At 37.6% G+C, this 19,443-nt stretch carries 18 protein-coding genes and 1 other annotated feature; of the genes, 13 read left to right on the top strand and 5 right to left on the bottom strand.

Annotated features, from left to right (window positions below):
- Positions 1–3: 3 nt before the first annotated feature.
- From yfbR to DXC23_RS04945, 3 genes are all read left to right on the top strand, one after another.
- Positions 4–588, top strand: a complete 585-nt coding sequence (gene yfbR / locus DXC23_RS04955; RefSeq protein WP_117705026.1) for a 5'-deoxynucleotidase — start codon at positions 4–6, stop codon at positions 586–588.
- A 160-nt stretch (positions 589–748) separates the two neighbouring features.
- Positions 749–1,900 (top strand): LCP family protein, encoded by a 1,152-nt coding sequence (locus DXC23_RS04950; RefSeq protein ID WP_117705025.1) that lies wholly within the window; start codon positions 749–751, stop codon positions 1,898–1,900.
- A 94-nt stretch (positions 1,901–1,994) separates the two neighbouring features.
- Positions 1,995–2,501, top strand: a complete 507-nt coding sequence (locus DXC23_RS04945) for an ATP-binding protein (RefSeq protein WP_158552437.1) — start codon at positions 1,995–1,997, stop codon at positions 2,499–2,501.
- A 33-nt stretch (positions 2,502–2,534) separates the two neighbouring features.
- Here DXC23_RS04945 and DXC23_RS04940 read toward each other — a convergent pair whose 3' ends face one another.
- The 3 genes from DXC23_RS04940 to DXC23_RS04930 form a co-directional block, all read right to left on the bottom strand.
- Positions 2,535–2,861, bottom strand: a complete 327-nt coding sequence (locus DXC23_RS04940; RefSeq protein ID WP_117705079.1) for a GIY-YIG nuclease family protein — start codon at positions 2,859–2,861, stop codon at positions 2,535–2,537.
- 91 nt (positions 2,862–2,952) lie between these two features.
- Entirely contained in the window at positions 2,953–3,669 is a 717-nt protein-coding gene (locus tag DXC23_RS04935; RefSeq protein WP_117705023.1) for a queuosine precursor transporter, read from the bottom strand.
- A gap of 2 nt (positions 3,670–3,671) precedes the next feature.
- Entirely contained in the window at positions 3,672–4,367 is a 696-nt protein-coding gene (locus DXC23_RS04930) for a radical SAM protein (protein ID WP_117705022.1), read from the bottom strand.
- Between the two features lie 299 nt (positions 4,368–4,666).
- Here DXC23_RS04930 and DXC23_RS04925 point away from each other — a divergent pair, with 299 nt between their 5' ends.
- The 7 genes from DXC23_RS04925 to DXC23_RS04895 all read left to right on the top strand — a co-directional run bounded on the left by DXC23_RS04925 (position 4,667) and on the right by DXC23_RS04895 (position 13,103).
- On the top strand, positions 4,667–5,677 hold the full coding sequence (locus DXC23_RS04925) for a hypothetical protein (RefSeq protein ID WP_117705021.1): 1,011 nt from the start codon (positions 4,667–4,669) through the stop codon (positions 5,675–5,677).
- A 77-nt stretch (positions 5,678–5,754) separates the two neighbouring features.
- A complete protein-coding gene (locus DXC23_RS04920; protein ID WP_117705020.1) occupies positions 5,755–6,669 on the top strand; it encodes a YihY/virulence factor BrkB family protein in 915 nt (304 codons plus the stop codon).
- Positions 6,670–6,728: 59 nt separating this feature from the next.
- Positions 6,729–7,442, top strand: coding sequence for a dockerin type I repeat-containing protein (locus tag DXC23_RS04915; RefSeq protein ID WP_117705019.1), 714 nt, complete (start codon positions 6,729–6,731; stop codon positions 7,440–7,442).
- A gap of 156 nt (positions 7,443–7,598) precedes the next feature.
- Positions 7,599–8,102: a MarR family transcriptional regulator gene (locus DXC23_RS04910; RefSeq protein ID WP_117705078.1), complete on the top strand. Its 504-nt coding sequence runs from the start codon at positions 7,599–7,601 to the stop codon at positions 8,100–8,102.
- 1 nt (position 8,103) lies between these two features.
- On the top strand, positions 8,104–9,852 hold the full coding sequence (locus DXC23_RS04905; RefSeq protein ID WP_117705018.1) for an ABC transporter ATP-binding protein: 1,749 nt from the start codon (positions 8,104–8,106) through the stop codon (positions 9,850–9,852).
- A complete protein-coding gene (locus tag DXC23_RS04900) occupies positions 9,852–11,756 on the top strand; it encodes an ABC transporter ATP-binding protein (protein WP_117705017.1) in 1,905 nt (634 codons plus the stop codon). Before DXC23_RS04905 ends, DXC23_RS04900 begins: the two co-directional genes overlap by 1 nt.
- Before the next feature lie 1,029 nt (positions 11,757–12,785).
- Complete coding sequence (locus tag DXC23_RS04895) at positions 12,786–13,103, top strand: nucleoside triphosphate pyrophosphohydrolase (RefSeq protein ID WP_176781604.1); 318 nt, start codon at positions 12,786–12,788, stop codon at positions 13,101–13,103.
- A 43-nt stretch (positions 13,104–13,146) separates the two neighbouring features.
- Here the strand turns inward: DXC23_RS04895 and DXC23_RS04890 are convergent, their stop codons facing one another.
- A complete protein-coding gene (locus DXC23_RS04890) occupies positions 13,147–14,016 on the bottom strand; it encodes an NAD(P)H-hydrate dehydratase (protein ID WP_117705016.1) in 870 nt (289 codons plus the stop codon).
- A gap of 2 nt (positions 14,017–14,018) precedes the next feature.
- Positions 14,019–14,555, bottom strand: coding sequence for a hypothetical protein (locus DXC23_RS04885; RefSeq protein ID WP_117705015.1), 537 nt, complete (start codon positions 14,553–14,555; stop codon positions 14,019–14,021).
- A 104-nt stretch (positions 14,556–14,659) separates the two neighbouring features.
- Positions 14,660–14,877 (top strand) — a binding site (T-box leader).
- Between the two features lie 42 nt (positions 14,878–14,919).
- Here DXC23_RS04885 and pheS point away from each other — a divergent pair.
- The 3 genes from pheS to DXC23_RS04870 all read left to right on the top strand — a co-directional run bounded on the left by pheS (position 14,920) and on the right by DXC23_RS04870 (position 19,253).
- Entirely contained in the window at positions 14,920–15,972 is a 1,053-nt protein-coding gene (gene pheS / locus DXC23_RS04880) for a phenylalanine--tRNA ligase subunit alpha (protein WP_117705014.1), read from the top strand.
- Between the two features lie 14 nt (positions 15,973–15,986).
- A complete protein-coding gene (gene pheT, locus DXC23_RS04875) occupies positions 15,987–18,353 on the top strand; it encodes a phenylalanine--tRNA ligase subunit beta (protein WP_117705013.1) in 2,367 nt (788 codons plus the stop codon).
- 165 nt (positions 18,354–18,518) lie between these two features.
- Positions 18,519–19,253: a hypothetical protein gene (locus tag DXC23_RS04870; RefSeq protein ID WP_242997404.1), complete on the top strand. Its 735-nt coding sequence runs from the start codon at positions 18,519–18,521 to the stop codon at positions 19,251–19,253.
- The last annotated feature ends 190 nt before the right edge of the window (positions 19,254–19,443 follow it).

Raw genomic sequence — 19,443 nt, 5'->3', positions numbered from 1 at the left:
GCTATGGAACAGTCGAATTTTTATGCTATGATGTCACGAATGAAATACATAAATCGTTGGGGACTTATGAATAATACAAAATATGAGAATTTAAGTGAGCATAGCTTGCAGGTTGCAATGCTTGCACACTGTCTTGTGCTTATTCATAACAAAAGATTTGCAGGCAGTCTTAATGCTGAAAGAGCGAGTATCCTTGCTGTTTTTCACGATTCAACAGAGATAATTACAGGTGATATGCCAACTCCGATAAAATATTTTAACAACACCATTAAGGACGCTTATAAGGATATTGAAAATGCGGCTGCCGACAGATTGTGCTCGCTTTTGCCCGAAGATTTCAGAGAGGATATGGAGCTGATTATTAAGCAGAACAGTGATGAGGACAAGGAGCTTAAAAAGTTTGTTAAGGCGGCAGACAGATTTTCGGCACTTATAAAATGTATTGAAGAACTGCGTATGGGCAATGAGGAGTTCAGGCAAGCAAAAACAGGAATTGAAAAATCTATAAAAGAAATGAATATGCCTGAGGCTGAGGTTTTTAGCAAAGAATTTTTGCCTGCGTTTTCGCTTTCGCTTGACGAAATGTAAAAATTTACAGATAATATTTACATAATTTTACAAAATAATAAAATATCAGACATTTAATTCTTATTGAGAATTAAATTGTATTCAAATATGGTATAATTATTAAATTAGTTATGCTCGGATTGTAACATAATTAAATTCACTTTGTTTTCGGAGGAATGTTATGGCAAATCACGATAACAAAAACGAAATAAAAGACGGTTTTGTCGATATAAGTTCTAACAAGCAGGTAAACAAAATTTATAAAAAGAAGGGCAGGGCAATCAGAATTACCGCTATTGTGCTCTCGGTTCTTTTGCTTATCGGCGGCAGCGGACTTATCTATTATTATTCGGTGCTTAATTCGCTGAAATTTGTGGATATTTCAGATAATACCGCAACCGCAACAAAGGCAACAACAAATGCCGACTCTACTTCAGACGATATTTTTGACAAGTCGCTCAGCAATGATGAATTGCTTGAAGATTCAAAGGTACTCAATGTTATGCTTTTCGGTGAGGATAACGCAAGGGGAGAGAAATTTGGCCGAAGTGACTCAATGATTATGCTCTCCATTGATAATCGCCACAAAAAGCTGAAGATGACTTCTTTCCAGCGTGACAGCTATGTTTATGTGGACGGTTATGGATATGACAAGCTCACAAATGCATACGCTTACGGCGGCCCAAAGCTGACAATTCAAACTATTGAGTCTAACTTTGGCGTAAAGGTTGACCGTTATGCAGTGGTTGACTACGCAAGTTTTATAGATATTATTGATGTTCTCGGCGGTATTGACCTTGAACTTACTAAGGACGAAATTGATTATATCAACTATCAGCTCTACAAGAACAAGCAGTCCGATACCCGTACAACAATAACCGATGCCCCCGGTGTGGTACATCTTACAGGTCAGCAAGCCCTTTGGTACGCAAGAAACAGAGGCCTTGATTCCTCAGAGGAAGAGATAGGCATTGCAGGCGATGACTGGGACAGAACCTCTCGTCAGCGTAAGCTCCTTGAAACAATGTTCAACGATATGAAGAGCGCAGACCTTACTCAGATCGTATCAATCGTTGGCAAGGTAGGCCCACTTGTTACAACCAACATTAAGAAAGACGAAATTACAGCGTTGGTTTCTCATTCGCCGACATACCTCACATATTCGGTTGAACAGTACACTGTTCCGCAGGAAGGTCAGTGGTATTATATGAATGATACTCCTGTCGGTTCGGTAATTGCTTTTTCTGACCTTGAGACACAGAGAAAGCTTTTTGCAGAGTTTATTTATGAGGAACTTGTAACAGGCGGAACAAGTACCACAAAATCAAATTAACACAACTAATGCCACATCATACCGATGTGGCATTTTTAATAATCTAAACTGTATTTAAGGTTTTGGCTTTACAATAAATACAGGAGGAATGATTATGAGATTACTTCTTGCCGAGGATGAAAAAGAACTTTCAAACGCACTTGTGGTTATTTTAAAGCATAGCAACTATTCCGTTGACGCCGTTTATGAGGTGACGCAAGGCTTTCAGTCTGTTGCAAATTCGCAGGGAAAAACACTTACCGCCGATATTGAAAAAGACCTTAGCTATTGCGGCGATGAAAGTACGATAAGACAGCTTGTGTCACTTTTGCTTGATAATGCTATGAAATATTCCGATGATAACGGAAAAATTGCAATTTCCTTAAAATCTAACGGAAAGGGCAGAGTGATTACCGTTACAAACAGTGTTGAAAAAATCGAAAGGGGTAAACACGATGAGCTTTTTGAAAGATTTTATCGTGCCGATTCGTCAAGAAATTCTCAGACAGGCGGTCATGGCATAGGACTTTCAGTGGTAAAGGCAATCGCAAATGCTCATAAGGGCAAGGCGGCTTGCTTTAGCGAAGATGAAAATTCAATTACATTTAAAATTACATTGTAATAAATAGAAAAAGTCCGATTTTGTCGGACTTTTTTACTTTGACTGAATATTTAATTCTATATCAGAATATTTATAATTCCCAATAGGAATAATCTTGTTCAATAAAGCAAGACTTTTGTCTGAAATAATGTTTTCTTTTTGCTTTTTAGTCAGCTGTTTAATATGATATTCGAGCTTTGAGGCAGTGGCTCTGTTTTCGCTTATCCATACGGATTCAAGTTTTGCGGCTTTGTGGGTACGGGTATATTTTGCACATTTTTCGTTTTGAGAAAAATGCTCTGACATTCGCCTGTTAATATCAGCCGTAATTCCCGTATATAACGAGTTGTCACTGCATCTGAGTATATATGTGTAGTACATTTTATCACCAACAAAAGTATAGCACATTATGTTGGTTTATGACAATAAAAATCCTGACAATTCATAAGAACTGTCAGGAAATTTTTTGTATTTATGCTTTAGCAGTTTCCTTGCTGAGCTTTTTATCGTGAATTTTTCTTGCAAGATATACAAACGGAGTATCGAGCAGGCTTGTAAAGATGTAAATAACATAGCTTGAAAGAAAAATTGAAATAAGTGTAGGAATATCGTATGTACCCAAAAAAGCAAATGCAGTGAAAAGTGCTGTATTAAGAATTTGGCTGATAAGTGTTGAACCGTTATTTCTGAGCCATAAGAATTTGCGTTTGTTGCCGAATTTCTTTTCGGTAAATTTCCACCACTTGTGGTAAAGCCATACATCAAACATCTGACTTATGGCATATACAACGAGGGATGCAAGAATCATTCGTGGTGTGTTTGAAAATACCGTTTTGATTGACGGCATCATTGTGTCTGCCGAGCTCGGTGTATAGAGCATCCAGCTTTGTGAAAGCACAAGGAAAAATATTGATGAAAAAATACCTGCATATACGGCGGTTTGTGCGGCTTTTTTGCCCTCACATTCCGACAAAATATCGGTTATCAAAAATGTTACGGCAAAAAGTATGTTGCCGAGCGTTTGCTCCATACCGAAAGCATTTATCATTATTGTAACTTCAATATTTGCAAGTATTGTGGCAATTACAGAAATACAGTAAAGTCCTGTTTTACCGAAAATTAAATATCCTAAAATTGCTGCACCGTAAATAAATACTACGGAACAGATAAGTATAAGTTCGTTTGGCATAATTAGTCACCCACTCCAAAATCAGTATTGTTAATTAAAATGTCTGCTCTGTCATTATCCTTATATAAAGGATAAATTTCCTTTACAAAAGCCTGTATAAGCTCTCTGTCTGGCTTAACATCTGTGGAATTTTCACACATTATATTAATGCAAATTCGCTCAAAATATTTAAGTCCAAGCTCAATATCGTTTTTTATGGACTCAATAGTCTGACCTTTAATTCCAAAAAGGAAATTTGCCTCGTCAAAGTTTTCAGAGATTTTTTCGGGAGATTTCTCTTTAATTCCCTTTTTAAGTACATTTTCTCTGAAATCGTAGTCAAAGCTTTCAAGACCGAGTTTCATTTTAAGTGTAAATTCAGAAAAATCTTTTCTGAGCTGAGCAATTCTGTTGTTGTAAAGATAGTGCGACTCAAAATGAATTGTGTGGATATTCTTTTGTTTGCAAACCTTTTTTATAAGCTCAATGGTATTTTTGTCAAGCTCAAATACCGAACCTGAGTTTATAACTTCAAGGTTTTGGTAGATGCCCGTTACATTTTCAAGCACCTTGCTGTTCAGTCGGAAGTTTTCGTCCTCGTTTTTACAGCTGTCGCTGTAATAGTCGCAGAATGTGCATTTGGTATATACACAGCCACTGCCACGCAGAAGAACAATTTCACGACTGTTTTTTTCGTGAATGATACTGTACCTCTCCATAATTTCGGCATAAAAAAACACCCGCAGGGGTGTATGGACATAGTTTGCCCTATGCCTTTCCTCCTTAGTTTTGATTGAGCAAGCCCCTTTTGGTTAATTGCCAGAGCAGGATGGTTACGAACTGCTCGGCTAATATGTTATCACAATAGAGGCTTTTTGTCAAATTATCAAGAAAAATATATTTAATAGCAATTTTACTTGAATTTATAAGCAAAATTGTATATAATTTATATGGCAAATGATAATATGAAATTGTTGTTTGTTGATAAATATTTTATGAAGTTTTGAAAGGCGAAAAAATGAGAGATTTTGATTTTTATGGAGATACTACTGAAAAATTTCCTTTTTCGGGAAAAGAAATGCAGCAGTATAAGGAACAGATAAAACGCATACGCAGTAATCACAGACTTACAGTGCTGACTTTTGTGCTGCTTGTATTGACAATTCTTGAAACAATGGCTTTTATTGCGTTGCAGTTATTGCTAAAGAGCTCGGAAAACGCAGGCCTGATCGGAGTTATTCTTGAGGTTATTACATTTATAGTTGTTGCCGCCACAGTACATGGATACAGAAAAATGTCAATTGACTTGCGTTCGGTTGATTTAGCGGTTCTGATAATAGCGGAATTGCTGTTTGGTTTTTCCGAATTTATGATGTATGTATACAAACAGCCGTTTTATATGTATGTCATTGCAGGCATATCATTTGTACTTATTTTGTATATTCTGCTTTTTGTTAAGGCAAAAATAAAAGAAAGAGTTACTTTTGCCGCTCTGCCGCTTGTAATGCTTGTTGCGGCAGGTTTTTTGAGTATAAATACATCAATATTTACGGTAAGATATGTCTATCTTTCTTCCGACGGCTATTATAATGATGTCAGCAGCAACGATATTACCCATTTCTATTATACAGACCCTGTTAATGCGTCAGCTTTCAATAAAATTCCACTTAACGCTCAGAACGGAATTTATAATATGGCTGAGTATGAGCGCTTTTGCGATTCGTATAAAAGCACTGTTAATATGAAAGAAGTGCTTAATTTCAGCAGAACCTACAACGACAGCTTTTTTAACAACAACTGTCTTTATGTGGCGGCGATTGACCTTGAATCACCGTCAGACAGAGTAGATTTTTGCGGATTAAGCTATGTAATAAGCTCGCAAATTCCTTGTGTTCATTATCAAAAAGATACCGACGGCAAGGACGCTAAAAGCGTTTGCCTTATGCTTATTGAAGTTCCGCTGAAAGATGACGAGAAAATCAACAATATAGTCGAATTTAAAACAGACAGCGTAATTATTTCAAAATAATAGAGCTGTCACGATTAAATACGCCCATTGCGTCATATAAATACATTATAATCTACTCATAAAACAGGAGATTTGTTATGAAAGCTGTAAAAAAGGCTTTTGCTTTGTATGATAAGATATTAAAAAGATATGACCCGATAATAAGTAAATGTATTCACGATAACATTTTTGCCATAGCAGGTCAGTCGGCATTCTTTATAGTGCTGTCGTCCGTACCGCTTTTGGCGTTTTGTTTGTCTGTTCTGCAAAGTCTGCACATATCCACTGCTTTTATAGAGCAGGCATTGCAAAGTATATTTGCAGATGATTTTTTGGGACAGATAAAGTATTTTCTTACAGAAACCTATCAGAATACTATCGGTATCTCCTTTTTATCAATTATAGTAACCCTATGGTCGGCATCTCAGGGAATACACGCAATCACCAACGGTCTTAACCGAGTGTATGATGCTTACGAAAACCGTATGTGGATACAATTACGCTTGCGGGCAATGTTTTACACAGTAATATTCTTTGTGCTTATGACGGTGTCTATGGTTGTTGTGGCCCTCGGCTCTTACCTTGACGATTGGATACAACCGTATATCAGCAGTTTGCCAAATATTATTACGACCATTTTCCGCTTGAGATATTTGCTTGTATTTTTTATTCTTACCTTTACCTTTGCATCTATATACAGGAATTTTCCCTGTATATCAAAGGAGCAGAAGAAAGAATACAATTTTAAATATCAGCTCCCTGGTGCTGCATTATGCACTCTTTCGTGGTTCGTGCTTGCCTTGGGCATTTCGATTTATGTAAAAAGTTTTAACGGATTTTCTGTTTACGGAGTAATTACAGGTCTTGCAATCGTAATGATTTTGCTTTACTTTTTAATGCTGCTGCTAATGATATGTGCCGAGATAAATTTTGTTTACCACGATAAAATAAAAAGATTTTCATTAAAAAAGGGCATTGCCTTTGTAAAGCAAAGGTTGAAAATAAAAAAGTAGATATTTAATTGCGTTTAAAGCACCTTTTCAGAGTTATACTAACTTTGGAGGTGCTTTTTATGTTGAAAAAATTTACTTGTACCGTACTTTCGGTCATTGTTGCATTGCTGAGTGCTGTTTGCGTTACGGCAGCTTCAAAGGCTGATTTTTCCATTGAAAAAGCAGACGAATATTTTACACTTATGAACGGTTGTTCACGAATGTCTTTGAAAAATTACGGCAGTGACGATGTTGTAGATGTAATAGCGTATTGCGGACTTGACTTTAGCAGTCCGAAAATTATGTTCTACCTGTCTATGTTTTACATTGCAAACAATATTGATACACAAAAAATGACCGCAGATCCTGAGTATTCCACCCAGATAATTAACAATCTGAACGGCTATTTGTTGAAAAAAGGAATAGAAAATAAGAGGGCGAGCGAATTTGTGGAAAAATACAGCGGAGATATTCTTGTGAAAAAGCTCAATTTTTCCACAGTCGGCGCATATACTTTCAGGGCGAAAAAATCTGTTGCCGAAAAAATGCTTGATGACAGCAATGCGGATTTTATAATTGTGGGAACAGGTCTTGTGCTGAAAGAGTGTGATGTTAATGCGGACGGTAAAATTGATATTAAAGATGTTAAAACAATACAAAGTTTGAGTATGGAAAGCGTTGGGGGCAATAGGGAAGACGAGCAAAAATTCTTGATTTATTCGGCTGATTTGAATAGTGACGGAAAAATAAATATTAATGACGCAACTTTGCTACAACAAAAATTGACAGCATAAAGCTGTCTTACATAAATTTTAAATTAGTTCTTGACAAATTAAAACAAAAAGACTATAATGTTGTAAAAGTTCGGTATCAAACAATTTAATATAAAACAGTTTCATATCAAACTTATACAAATTTTTTTGATTTGGGAGGTGTTTTTGGTGTGCGATATGTTTGAGGAGGAAGAAAAACTAAAGGCGAAACGACCACAATGTATTTATGTGGGTGACGCAATAGGTCACGAAATCAAGGCGGTAAATCACCTTATGCACAGAAAAATGCTTGAAAGTGCGGCAAACATAGGCGTGGATAAGGTAACAATTATGCATGGCTGGATAATTGCTTATTTGTATAACAACAGCGATAAGGATATTTTCCAGAAAAACCTTGAAAGCGAATTTTCAATTTCACGCTCGTCTGTAACTAATATTTTACAGCTTATGGAGAAAAAGGGGTATATAAAGCGAGTATCGGTTGAAAATGACGCACGACTTAAAAAAATTGTGCTTACCGAAAAGGGTATAAGCATAAAAAGCTCAATAGATAAGGCGATTATTTCTAACGAGCAGGAATTTGACAGCGTTTTTACACCTGAAGAAAAGCAGACCTTTTTATTTTTAATAAGAAAATTAAAGGCGGGCATTTCAGGAAATAATACAGTAAAGGAGAAATAGTATGATAAAAACCTTATCAAAACAGGTTAAGGGATTTGTAAAAGAATCTGTACTTACACCTGTTTTTATGATACTTGAGGTTGTTTTTGAAACACTCATTCCACTACTTATGGCGTCAATTATTGATGACGGTATCAACAAAGGCGATATGAATCATATTCTCTTTGTCGGAGGAGGAATGGTTCTTTGTGCTATCGGCGGACTTATCTGCGGTATTCTCGGCGGCAGCTTCGGTGCAAAGGCATCAGCCGGTTTTGCACGAAATCTTCGCCGCTCAATGTTTGCGAATATTCAGACATTTTCGTTTTCAAACATTGATAAATACTCAACCGCAGGTCTTGTTACAAGACTTACTACCGATGTAACCAACTTACAAAATGCGTATCAGATGATACTCAGAATGTGTATGCGTGCACCGACAAGCCTTATTTGTGCAATGGTTATGGCATTTATAATCAACGCAAAACTTGCAAGTGTGTACCTCGTTGCAATTATTTTTCTTGCGATTGTTCTTGCTTCCCTTATGAAATTTACTATGAAATACTTTAATCAGGTATTTAAAAAGTACGATGATTTGAACGCAAGCGTTCAGGAGAATGTATCCGGTATCAGAGTAGTAAAGGCTTTCGTTCGTGAGGATCACGAAACCAAAAAATTCTCAAAAGCCGCAAACAACCTTTACAAACTTTTTGTTAAGGCTGAAAACTGTATGGTATCTGTAACGCCTATAATGCAGCTTACCGTTTATGCTTGTATCATTGCAATAAGCTGGTTTGGCGCAAATATGATTGTCGGTTCAACACTTACAACAGGTGAGCTTACAAGTATGCTTACATATTGTATGAACATTCTTATGTCACTTATGATGCTCGGTATGGTATTTGTAATGATTACTATGAGTGCCGCAAGTGCAAAGCGTGTAGCAGGTGTTCTCAACGAGAAGAGTAACCTTACAAACGGCGAAAATCCTGTTAAAAATGTGCCTGACGGCAGTATTGAATTTAAAGATGTTTACTTCAGCTACAACGAAACAGGCGAAGAACCGGTGCTTGACAATATTAACTTAAAGATCAAGTCAGGCGAAACAGTCGGTATCATTGGCGGTACGGGCAGCTCTAAAACAAGTCTTGTAAACCTTATCGGCAGACTTTACGATGTAACAAGCGGTGAAGTTCTTGTCGGCGGCAGAAATGTTAAAGAGTATGACCTTGAAAAGCTCCGTGACGAGGTATCTGTAGTTCTTCAGTCAAATGTACTTTTCAGCGGTACAATTTTAGATAACCTCCGTTGGGGTAACGAAAACGCAACGGAAGAGGAATGTGTAAATGCCTGCAAACTTGCGTGCGCTGATGATTTTATTCAGACTTTCCCCGAAAAGTATAATACATTTATTGAGCGTGGCGGTACTAATGTATCGGGCGGTCAGAAACAGCGTATCTGTATTGCAAGAGCATTACTTAAAAAGCCTAAAATTCTTATTCTTGACGACTCTACAAGTGCGGTCGATACAGCAACGGATGCAAAGATAAGAAAGGCTTTTGCAGAGGAAATTCCTAATACAACAAAGCTTATTATTTCACAGAGAATTTCAAGTGTTCAGAATGCCGATAAGATTATAGTTCTTGATAACGGTAAAATCAGCGGCGTAGGCTCACACGATGAACTCTTGAATAAAAATGATATTTACACCGAAATTTATGAGGCCCAAACTAAGGGCAGCGGTGACTTTGACGCAAAGGGGGAGATGTAATGCCGGGTCCTATGGGTGGCAGAAGACGCCAGATGGGTGCAAAACCCAAGGTTAAAAATCCGGGTAAAATTCTCGGAAGAATTTTAGGATATACCTTTAAGAATTATAAAATTCATATGATAATCGTGTTTATCTGTATTATCGTAAGTGTTCTTGCTAATGTTCAGGGTACTTTGTTTATTCAGTCGCTTATTGATGATTACATCACTCCGCTTATGAATACAAGTTCGCCTGATTTTACTCCCTTGCTTTTCGCAATAGCAAGAGTAGCAGGTTTTTACTTGCTCGGTGCTGCTTCAACTTTTGCGTATTCAAAACTTATGGTTTATGTAACACAGGGTACAATGCGTAATTTGAGAATTGATATTTTCTCACATATGGAGAGTTTACCGATTAAATTCTTCGATACTCATTCTCACGGCGATATTATGTCGGTTTATACAAATGATATTGATACTCTCCGTCAGATGATTAGCCAGAGTATGGTTCAGCTTTTCTCAAGTACAATTACAATCGTATCTGTAATTGTAAGTATGATTTCAATCAGTATTCCGCTTACACTTCTTACACTTGTTATGGTTGCGGTAATGTTTATTGTATCGGGCAAAATCGGCGGCAAGAGCAGTAAATATTTTACGGCTCAACAGGATGACCTCGGCAAGGTAAACGGCTACATTGAAGAAATGATGAACGGTCAGAAAGTTGTAAAAGTATTTAATCACGAGGGTAAGGCTGTTGAAGAATTTAACGAACTCAACGACAAACTTTTTGACAGCGCTTACAATGCAAATAAATTTGCAAATATTCTTATGCCAATCAATGCTCAGCTCGGCAACATAAGCTATGTGCTTTGCGCAATAGTCGGCGGTGTGCTTGCATTTAATCATTTTGCAGGACTCACACTCGGCGGACTTGTAGCATTTATGACATTCAATAAGAATTTCAGCCAGCCGATTAACCAAATCAGTATGCAGCTCAACAGTATCATTATGGCTCTTGCAGGCGCAGACAGAATATTCAAACTTCTTGACGAAAAGCCTGAAGAGGATGACGGTTATGTAAATCTTGTAAATGCAAAAATTGTTGACGGCAAGATTGAGCCATCTGAAGAGAGAACAGGCATGTGGGCATGGAAACATACTCATAGCGAGGACGGCACAACAGAGTACCGTCAGCTCAAGGGCGACCTTGTAATGGACGATGTTGACTTTGGCTATACAGATGATAAAATGGTTCTCCATAATATTGACCTTTGTGCAAAGCCGGGTCAGAAGATAGCATTTGTCGGCTCAACAGGCGCAGGCAAAACTACAATTACTAACCTTATCAATAGATTTTACGATATTCAGGACGGTAAAATCCGCTATGACGGCATAAATATCAATAAAATTAAGAAAGCAGATTTAAGACGCTCACTTGGTATTGTATTGCAGGAAACACATTTGTTTACTGATACAGTAATGGAAAATATCCGTTATGGCAGACTTGACGCCACTGATGAAGAGGTTATTGCAGCGGCAAAACTTGCAAATGCCGACAGCTTTATCCGTAAACTTCCACATGGTTATGATACAGTGCTTACAGGTGACGGCGGAAACCTTAGTCAAGGACAGCGCCAGATGCTTGCTATTGCAAGAGCCGCAGTTGCTAACCCACCGGCACTTATTCTTGATGAGGCTACAAGCTCTATTGATACCCGTACAGAAAAAATTGTTCAGGACGGTATGGATAAGCTGATGAAGGGCAGAACTACATTTGTAATCGCCCATAGACTTTCTACTGTAAGAAATTCAGATTGCATTATTGTTCTTGAGCATGGCAGAATCATTGAAAAGGGTACACACGAACAGCTCATTGAGCAAAAGGGTAAGTATTATCAGCTCTATACAGGTAAAACTGCATAAGTTGAGTTGAATACTTTATAATAAAACACCGACTGATACAAGCAAGTATCGGTCGGTGTTTTTTTAGTAAATATTATCAGTTCTGTAAATAGTTTACGCAGCTTAATAAAGCCACAAAACAAAAATCTACCGACAGAGTATTCTCTGTCGGTAGTTAGCTTTTAATGAAATTTTAATTTATTATCAATTTGCCTGATACCAATACTTATGATATCTGCTTTTATAAACTAAATTTCGGACTCATCTCCATTTTTTAAGTATAATTATAAATCAAATCCTTAAAGTTTACATCGGAATTATCTCCTATACAATAGTGTATCTAAATATAAACTTCCTCGTACATCGGTCTTATCTCCAATCTTTAGATTTTTATTAAATAAACTTTATCTGTACATTGGTACGACCACCATATTAACAAGATTTTAAATTATATTAAGTTGTAATCATAATCTCGGATAAACCTGATTACCTTAGAATTGTGATTACTCAAAAACTCATTTTTACGAATAATAACCTAACAACTACTTTCGCAGACAATCTATATAAAAAATATGAAGTTCTTTTTTGTATTCGTACGCTTTGAATGTAATTGTTTGATTGGTAGTAATCGGAAACCTTGGCTGAACTAAAATAAAAATATGTTTAATAACATTGAATTTATCAGCTGCCCGACAAACAAACGAGATATTATAACCTTTTCTAATGTATCAGGTTATTGTTTGTTTGGGGGAAGGCTCCGCATGAAATCTCTGATATGTCTTATGTAATGGACTTTTACTTTCATATTAGAAACCTCCTTTTGTTCCTTTTCTTTGTCTATATTATACAGAATAAATCAACGATTGTCAATAGAAATATTAAAAATATTTATAACTTTATTTTTGTAAAAACTATTGAAGTGGATTTTTGATTGTGTTATAATTAAATAGTTGGGGTATTGCAAAATACTCCTTTTATTGACTTTTTAATTCTTATTGTGTATAATAATTACATATTGATATGTTTTTTAACGGATAAGAGGTGTGGTATATGATAAAGAAGTATAATAAGTTAGTCAGAGATAAGATTCCTAAAATTATTGAAGAAAACGGTCAAATGTGTGAAACTGAAATCCTTTCTGATGAGAGATACCTTGAAATGCTTGAGTTAAAGCTCTCTGAGGAGTGCACTGAGTATCAGATTGATAAAGATACCGAGGTGCTTGCCGATATTTTGGAGGTTGTTTATGCCATTGCCAACGCAAAGGGTATGACTGACGGCGAGCTTGACAGGCTCAGACTTGCCAAGGCTAACAAAAACGGAAGATATAAAGAAAAAATATTCATTAAAGAAGTTACTGATTGGTAAACAAAAGCACGATGCGTTTTTATTGCATCGTGCTTATTTTATGTTATAAAAGTTTTTGATATGCAATCGGCAAAAGCTCTATCATATCGGTTGGCAGCATTGAAATTTTACCGAGCTTTTCAGCGGCAAGATCTCCGACTGTTCCGTGCAGAAAAACTCCTGCTGCTGCGGCATTTAAGGGATTTGCACTCTGAGATAGCAACGAGCCGATTATTCCGGCAAGAACATCACCGCTGCCGCCTGTTGCCATTCCCGAATTTCCCGTATGATTAATGTAAGCGGTTCCGTTTGGAGCGGCTATGATTGTTCCTGCGCCCTTTAAAACCGTTACCACGCCGTACTTTTTAGCAAAATTAATTGTTGTATTTTCTCTGTCAGAATTAACAGCTTTTGGTGTGGTGTGCAATAGCCTTGCCATTTCTCCGGGGTGAGGAGTTATTATTGCAGGAGCTTTAAGATGATTAAGAATTTGCGGTTCGTCACAAATGCAATTAAGTGCGTCGGCGTCAATTACAATTGGCTTGGTGCAGTTTGTAATTACAGCTTTCACAAGCTCCTTTGTATCATCACACACCGAAAGTCCGCAGCCGATCAATACGGCAGAGGATTTCTCGCAAGCGGAAAGCAGAAAATTTATATTGTCTGCCGAAACAGCGCCGATGTCGGTTTCTTTTAGAGGATAGTAAACGCTTTCGAGCATATTTGACGCACATATTGGATAAATGCTTTTGGGAACGGCAATTTTTAAAAGTCCGATTCCGCACCTGAGCGCCGCTTTGCCTGCCATAATCGCAGCGCCTGCCATTCCGTATGACCCACAAATACACAGCAAACTGCCGAGTGTGCCTTTGTTGGCGTCATCGGGTCGATTAAATACAGAATTTTTAAAAAGCAATTTATCGGTTTCTTTCATAATCAGCCTCTTTTATAAAAAATCTTTAAAACAATATCTTTTTTAAGATGACCTTTCATAGCGTTGAGAATTTTCTCGTTCGGTGCAAATATAAGCAAAGTTCTGCCATAAGCCGCCGAGTTGAAAACAGCGTAATAGTTGTTTTCATCGTTAATATCGGCGCAGGCCTCAATACGCTTTGCAAATCTCATGGTGTCAATAACCTTTTCGTCTTTATCAAGAATTTCAATGTCGCTTATCTGAAGTTTGCACATAGTTTTTCTTTTTCTGAGCGCTATAATTTTAGCAATCTCAATCATTCCGCCCGATACGGCATATTCATATTCGATTTTTTGAATACTGAACACATACCATACAATATAAATACCTATAAGAAAAATAAAGAACGCAACATATATAAGATATGCGATTTTAAGCGGAAATGCGAGAATAAAGCATACAAGCGGTACTGTAATGAGCAGTACTACCGATAAAATTTTAATAATGAGCTGTTTGGGATTTTTGGCTCTTTTAACAAGCTGTTCGTTAAATACTTCCAATTTTTTTACTCCTTTTTAAGTAGATTAATTATATAATAACATAGCTGTCGTTTTTTTTCAACAAAACTCTTGCAAAATCAAAAATAAAATGATATTATACTAATGATAACACGCTGACGAAGAGAGTAGCGTTTTGTATGCCGAAAAGAGAGCAATGTCATGGCTGAAAGCATTGTACGGCAGAGATTGCGTGAAGTTCACTTCCGAGTGGTGGGACTGAAGTAGCAGTAGGTTTCAACGGCTGACTCCGTTACAGGTCGGGAAGTGTTTGCTTCTTTAAGCAAAAATCAGGGTGGTACCACGGATATTATTCGTCCCTGCGTAAGTGATTACGCAGGGATTTTTTATTACTACGGAGGTATGTATGAACGAGAAAATTACAAGCCTTATGGGCGAAATCAACGCCAAGGTTTCAGAAATCTCTGATCTTGTAGAGCTTGACAAAATCAGAGTTGCTTATCTTGGCAAAAAGGGCAGTATTACTGCACTTTTAAAGGGTATGAAAGACCTTTCTCCCGAGGAGAAAAAGACCTTTGGCTCTGAGGTAAACCAGCTCAAGGCTATGGCAAGCGAAAAGATTGAACAGAAAATTGAGGAACTTAAAAAGAAAGAGGTTGAGAGAGAAATCGCATCTATGCGTCCTTTCGATATTACCGCTCCTTCAAATATAGTAAAAGGCTCATATCATCCAATCACACTTGTGCAAAGACAGTGCGAGGCTATTTTTAAGTCAATGGGCTTTACTGTTGAGGATTATTCCGAAATTGTAACCGACTATGAGTGCTTTGAGTCGCTCAACATTCCAAAGCATCACCCTGCAAGAGATATGCAGGATACCTACTATCTTGACAACGGTCAGCTTTTGAAGTCACAAACTTCTGCCGCTCAGAACGCTATTCTGAAAAAGTACGGCAAAAACCTTGTTGAAAACGGTGTGCCGATTAAGGCAATTTTCCCGGGCAGATGTTTCAGAAACGAGGCAACAGACGCTTGTCACGAAAACACATTCTTCCAGATGGAGGGTGTTATGGTTGACAAGAATATTTCAATTTCAAACCTCATTTTCTTTATGAAAACTATGCTTTCCGAGGTTTTCCAAAAAGATATTAATGTAAGACTCAGACCGGGATTTTTCCCATTCGTAGAACCGGGCTTTGAGCTTGACATAAGCTGTCTTATTTGTGGCGGTACAGGTTGTCCGTCTTGTAAGCACAGCGGCTGGCTTGAGCTTTGCCCATGCGGTATGATTCACCCGAATGTACTTCGTGAGGGCGGCATTGACCCTGACGAATACACAGGCTTTGCTTTCGGTCTTGGACTTACAAGACTTGCTATGATGAAGTACGGCATTAAAGATATAAGAGATTTGAACAGTGGCAGTTTAAAGGCATTGTCACAGTTTACAGATGATAAATAAGGGGGAGAATAGTAATGTTTTTATCAATGAACTGGATTTCTGACTTTGTTGATTTATCAGGACTTGACAAGGTTGAGCTTATTCATCAGTTTTCTCTCTCGACTGCTGAGGTTGAAAACGAAATTTTCTTCAAGGGTTCAGAATTAAGCGGTGTTGTTGTAGCTGAGATTAAGTCTATCGAAAATCATCCCGAGTCAAAGAAACTTCACTTGCTCAAGGTTGACGCAGGTGAAAGCGAACTTGTTGATGTTGTATGCGGTGCGCCAAATGTAAGAGTTGGTATGAAAACCGCTTTTGCAAAGGTTGGTGCAAAGCTCGGTGAAATTACAATAGCACCTCGTCCGCTCGCAGGTTATACTTCATACGGTATGTGTTGTAGTGAGGCTGAAATCGGCATAAGCGACGACAACTCAGGCATTATGGATATTACAGATGATGTTGCCAACGGTACAGATATTAAGGAGCTTTATCAGATTGATGATATTGTTTTTGAGGTAGACAACAAGTCACTTACAAACCGTCCTGACCTTTGGGGACACTACGGCATAGCAAGAGAGTTTGCGGCTCTTGCAGGCAGAGAATTAAAGCCGCTTGAGGTTGAAGATCTTACAGCTTACAACGAGCTTAAAAAGGTTGATATGAAGATTGAAGATCCGCTTTGTCAGCGTTACAGCTGTTTGCAGGTGGAGAACATTAAGAGAAATGTCAGCCCTGTAAATATGAGAATCAGACTTTACTACTGCGGACTTCGTGGTATTAATTTCCTTGCAGACCTTACAAACTACCTTATGCTTGAAATGGGTCAGCCAATGCACGCTTTCGATTCAAGAAAGGTAGAGAAAATCCGCATTAAGCGTTTTGACAAGCCGTTTGTATTCCGTACACTTGACGGTGTTGACAGAAACATTGACGAAAATACACTTATGATCTGCAACGATAACACTCCTGTTGCCATTGCAGGTATTATGGGCGGTATTGATTCGGAAATTGTTGACGATACAACAACTCTTACACTTGAGTCGGCAACATTCAATGCGGTTTCAGTTCGTAAGTCAACAGTAAGACTTGCTCACAGAACAGACGCATCTATTCGCTACGAAAAGTGTCTTGACCCTGAAATGACAACTGTTGCAATCGCAAGATTTGTTAAACTTTTAAAGACATATGACAGCGATATTAAGGTGGTTTCAAGCCTTACCGACGAGTACGCTTTCCATTATGAAAAGGTTACTCTTGAATTTGACAAGGCTTTTGTTGACCGCTATACAGGTATTGAAATCAGCAATGACAGAATCGTACAAACTCTTGAGAGCCTCGGTTTTGGCGTTCAGCTTGCAGGTGATGATTTCACAGTAACGGTTCCGTCTTGGAGAGCTACAAAAGATGTTACTATCAAGGCAGATATTATTGAGGAAATCACAAGAATTTACGGTTATGATAACTTTGCCGTCCATACAACCCGTTCACCTCTTTATCCTGTAAGAACAGGCGAATTAAAGAGCAACGAAGATAAAATTAAGGATATTCTTGTTCAGAGATACAACCTCCACGAGGTTCATTCATATGTATGGGCATATAATGATGAGCTTAAAGCACTCGGAATTGAGGTTGAAAACAATGTTAAACTTGCAAACGCAACTAACCCTAACATTGAAACAATCAGAAATTCAATTATTCCTACACAGCTTTGTCAGGTTAAGTCGAATACTTCATATTCAAGCGATTTCGGCATTTTTGAAATCGGCAGAGTTGTAAAGGGACTTGACGAAAACAACCTTTGCATTGAGCAGAAGAAACTTGCAGTTACACTTTTCAGCAAAACAAAGGATATTAAAACTCTTTACTTTGAGTTAAGAGATATGCTCGTTGTGCTTGCAGAGGATATTAAGCACAAGTCACTCGGCTTTAAGAAAGCAGAGCCGACACACAGCTATGAGCACCCTGTAAACCTCTACACAATTATGATTGACAACGAGGAGATCGGTACAATCGGCATTGTGCACCCGACTGTTGGCAAAAAGCTTGATAAAAAAGCAAGCGTAGTATTTGCCGAGATTGATATGAACGCATTTACAGACGCTCAAACCGCACCAATCGTTTACGATGAGCCGTCAAAATTCCCAACAATCGACTATGATATCAGCGTTGTTGTACCTGAAAAGCTCTTCTTTGAGGATCTCAGCAAGTGCTGGATCGGCAAGGGCGAGGGCATTTTAAAGGGTACAAAAATTGTAGATACTTACGATACTGATACAGTTCACAGTATCACAATCCGCTTTGAATTTTCATCAGCCGAAAGAACTCTTGCATCGGCTGAGGTTCAGACAGTAATGGACGAAATCATAGCAAACCTCGCAAAAATCGGCGTAAATTTGAGATAATTTTAAATTGACCCCAAACCGGCAGTGAATTAAGTTTTACTGCCGGTTTTTTGCAATATTATTGATTATTTTGCCAATTAATTGATTTTAATGTCAAATTGTTGAAATTGCTTATCAAATTATGTAATATTGTGTTAATAAATAATTAATTTGGAGGAAAACAATATGGCAGAAAATTCAAATGCGGACAAGGCAATCAGCAAAGAGAGGATTAAGTCTAAAAAAAGCAGGGAAGATATACTTGAAATTATAGTGGCGATTTTTTTAGGCGTAACGGCACTTGCAACAGCGTGGGCGTCATGGATAGGCTCACTGCATGGCGGAAATCAGGCAACAAATTACACACAAAGTAATAATATGGCTGCTGACGGCAACTCAAGATGGAACGAGGCTTCACAAAGCCTTATGCAGGATATGATGACTTGGAATGAAATTAACCAGGCAAATCTTAATTATGTTTATGCAGAGCAAAAGAACGACAAGGATGAAATGGAAAAGTATCAGTATCAGCTTGAGCAGCTTATGAATGATAACTGTTCCGATGAATTCCTTGACGCTATTAATTGGGCATTAGATCAGAAAGAAAATGTATCGCCGTTTACAAAGGACGGTTATGTTGACAGCTATTTTGCAGATGCAAATTCTGTGCTCGAGGAGTCAAACACTTTGCTTGAGCAGGGAAAAAAAGATAACGCAAACGGTGACGCTTACGGACTCGTGACTGTAATTTATTCGGTTGTTTTGTTTATGCTTGGTATTGTGGGAACATTCAAACGCTTGCCAAACAGAACTATTGTATTGTGCGTAGCAATAGCAGGTTTCTTGTTTGCAACCATATATATGATTACAATTCCGCTCCCGACAGGCTTTAATTTGTTAAGTTATTTTGGTATGGCGTAATACATTGATAAAAGACGGTAGTTTATTGAAATTGCCGTCTTTTTTGTTTTGTGAATTGATTTTTATATGAAAAAATTACATATTATAAAAAGAAATCTTCCGCAAACAATACTATTGCGGAAGGAAATCAAGAGGTTGAACCTGACGCTTAAAATATAAAATTAATTAAAAAATATTTAACAAAAGGAGA

Source organism: Eubacterium sp. OM08-24 (assembly GCF_003438075.1).
In the GTDB taxonomy this organism is placed as follows: Bacteria; Bacillota; Clostridia; order Oscillospirales; family Acutalibacteraceae; genus Ruminococcoides.
This window is presented reverse-complemented; position numbering and strand designations above follow the sequence as displayed.

What these genes read in the sequence shown, in the direction of transcription:
- yfbR (WP_117705026.1), top strand. Translation starts at nt 4, where the DNA reads ATGGAACAGTCGAATTTTTATGCTATGATGTCACGAATGAAATACATA.
- DXC23_RS04950 (WP_117705025.1), top strand. Translation starts at nt 749, where the DNA reads ATGGCAAATCACGATAACAAAAACGAAATAAAAGACGGTTTTGTCGAT.
- DXC23_RS04945 (WP_158552437.1), top strand. Translation starts at nt 1,995, where the DNA reads ATGAGATTACTTCTTGCCGAGGATGAAAAAGAACTTTCAAACGCACTT.
- DXC23_RS04940 (WP_117705079.1), bottom strand. Translation starts at nt 2,861, where the DNA reads ATGTACTACACATATATACTCAGATGCAGTGACAACTCGTTATATACG.
- DXC23_RS04935 (WP_117705023.1), bottom strand. Translation starts at nt 3,669, where the DNA reads ATGCCAAACGAACTTATACTTATCTGTTCCGTAGTATTTATTTACGGT.
- DXC23_RS04930 (WP_117705022.1), bottom strand. Translation starts at nt 4,367, where the DNA reads ATGGAGAGGTACAGTATCATTCACGAAAAAAACAGTCGTGAAATTGTT.
- DXC23_RS04925 (WP_117705021.1), top strand. Translation starts at nt 4,667, where the DNA reads ATGAGAGATTTTGATTTTTATGGAGATACTACTGAAAAATTTCCTTTT.
- DXC23_RS04920 (WP_117705020.1), top strand. Translation starts at nt 5,755, where the DNA reads ATGAAAGCTGTAAAAAAGGCTTTTGCTTTGTATGATAAGATATTAAAA.
- DXC23_RS04915 (WP_117705019.1), top strand. Translation starts at nt 6,729, where the DNA reads ATGTTGAAAAAATTTACTTGTACCGTACTTTCGGTCATTGTTGCATTG.
- DXC23_RS04910 (WP_117705078.1), top strand. Translation starts at nt 7,599, where the DNA reads ATGTTTGAGGAGGAAGAAAAACTAAAGGCGAAACGACCACAATGTATT.
- DXC23_RS04905 (WP_117705018.1), top strand. Translation starts at nt 8,104, where the DNA reads ATGATAAAAACCTTATCAAAACAGGTTAAGGGATTTGTAAAAGAATCT.
- DXC23_RS04900 (WP_117705017.1), top strand. Translation starts at nt 9,852, where the DNA reads ATGCCGGGTCCTATGGGTGGCAGAAGACGCCAGATGGGTGCAAAACCC.
- DXC23_RS04895 (WP_176781604.1), top strand. Translation starts at nt 12,786, where the DNA reads ATGATAAAGAAGTATAATAAGTTAGTCAGAGATAAGATTCCTAAAATT.
- DXC23_RS04890 (WP_117705016.1), bottom strand. Translation starts at nt 14,016, where the DNA reads ATGAAAGAAACCGATAAATTGCTTTTTAAAAATTCTGTATTTAATCGA.
- pheS (WP_117705014.1), top strand. Translation starts at nt 14,920, where the DNA reads ATGAACGAGAAAATTACAAGCCTTATGGGCGAAATCAACGCCAAGGTT.
- pheT (WP_117705013.1), top strand. Translation starts at nt 15,987, where the DNA reads ATGTTTTTATCAATGAACTGGATTTCTGACTTTGTTGATTTATCAGGA.
- DXC23_RS04870 (WP_242997404.1), top strand. Translation starts at nt 18,519, where the DNA reads ATGGCAGAAAATTCAAATGCGGACAAGGCAATCAGCAAAGAGAGGATT.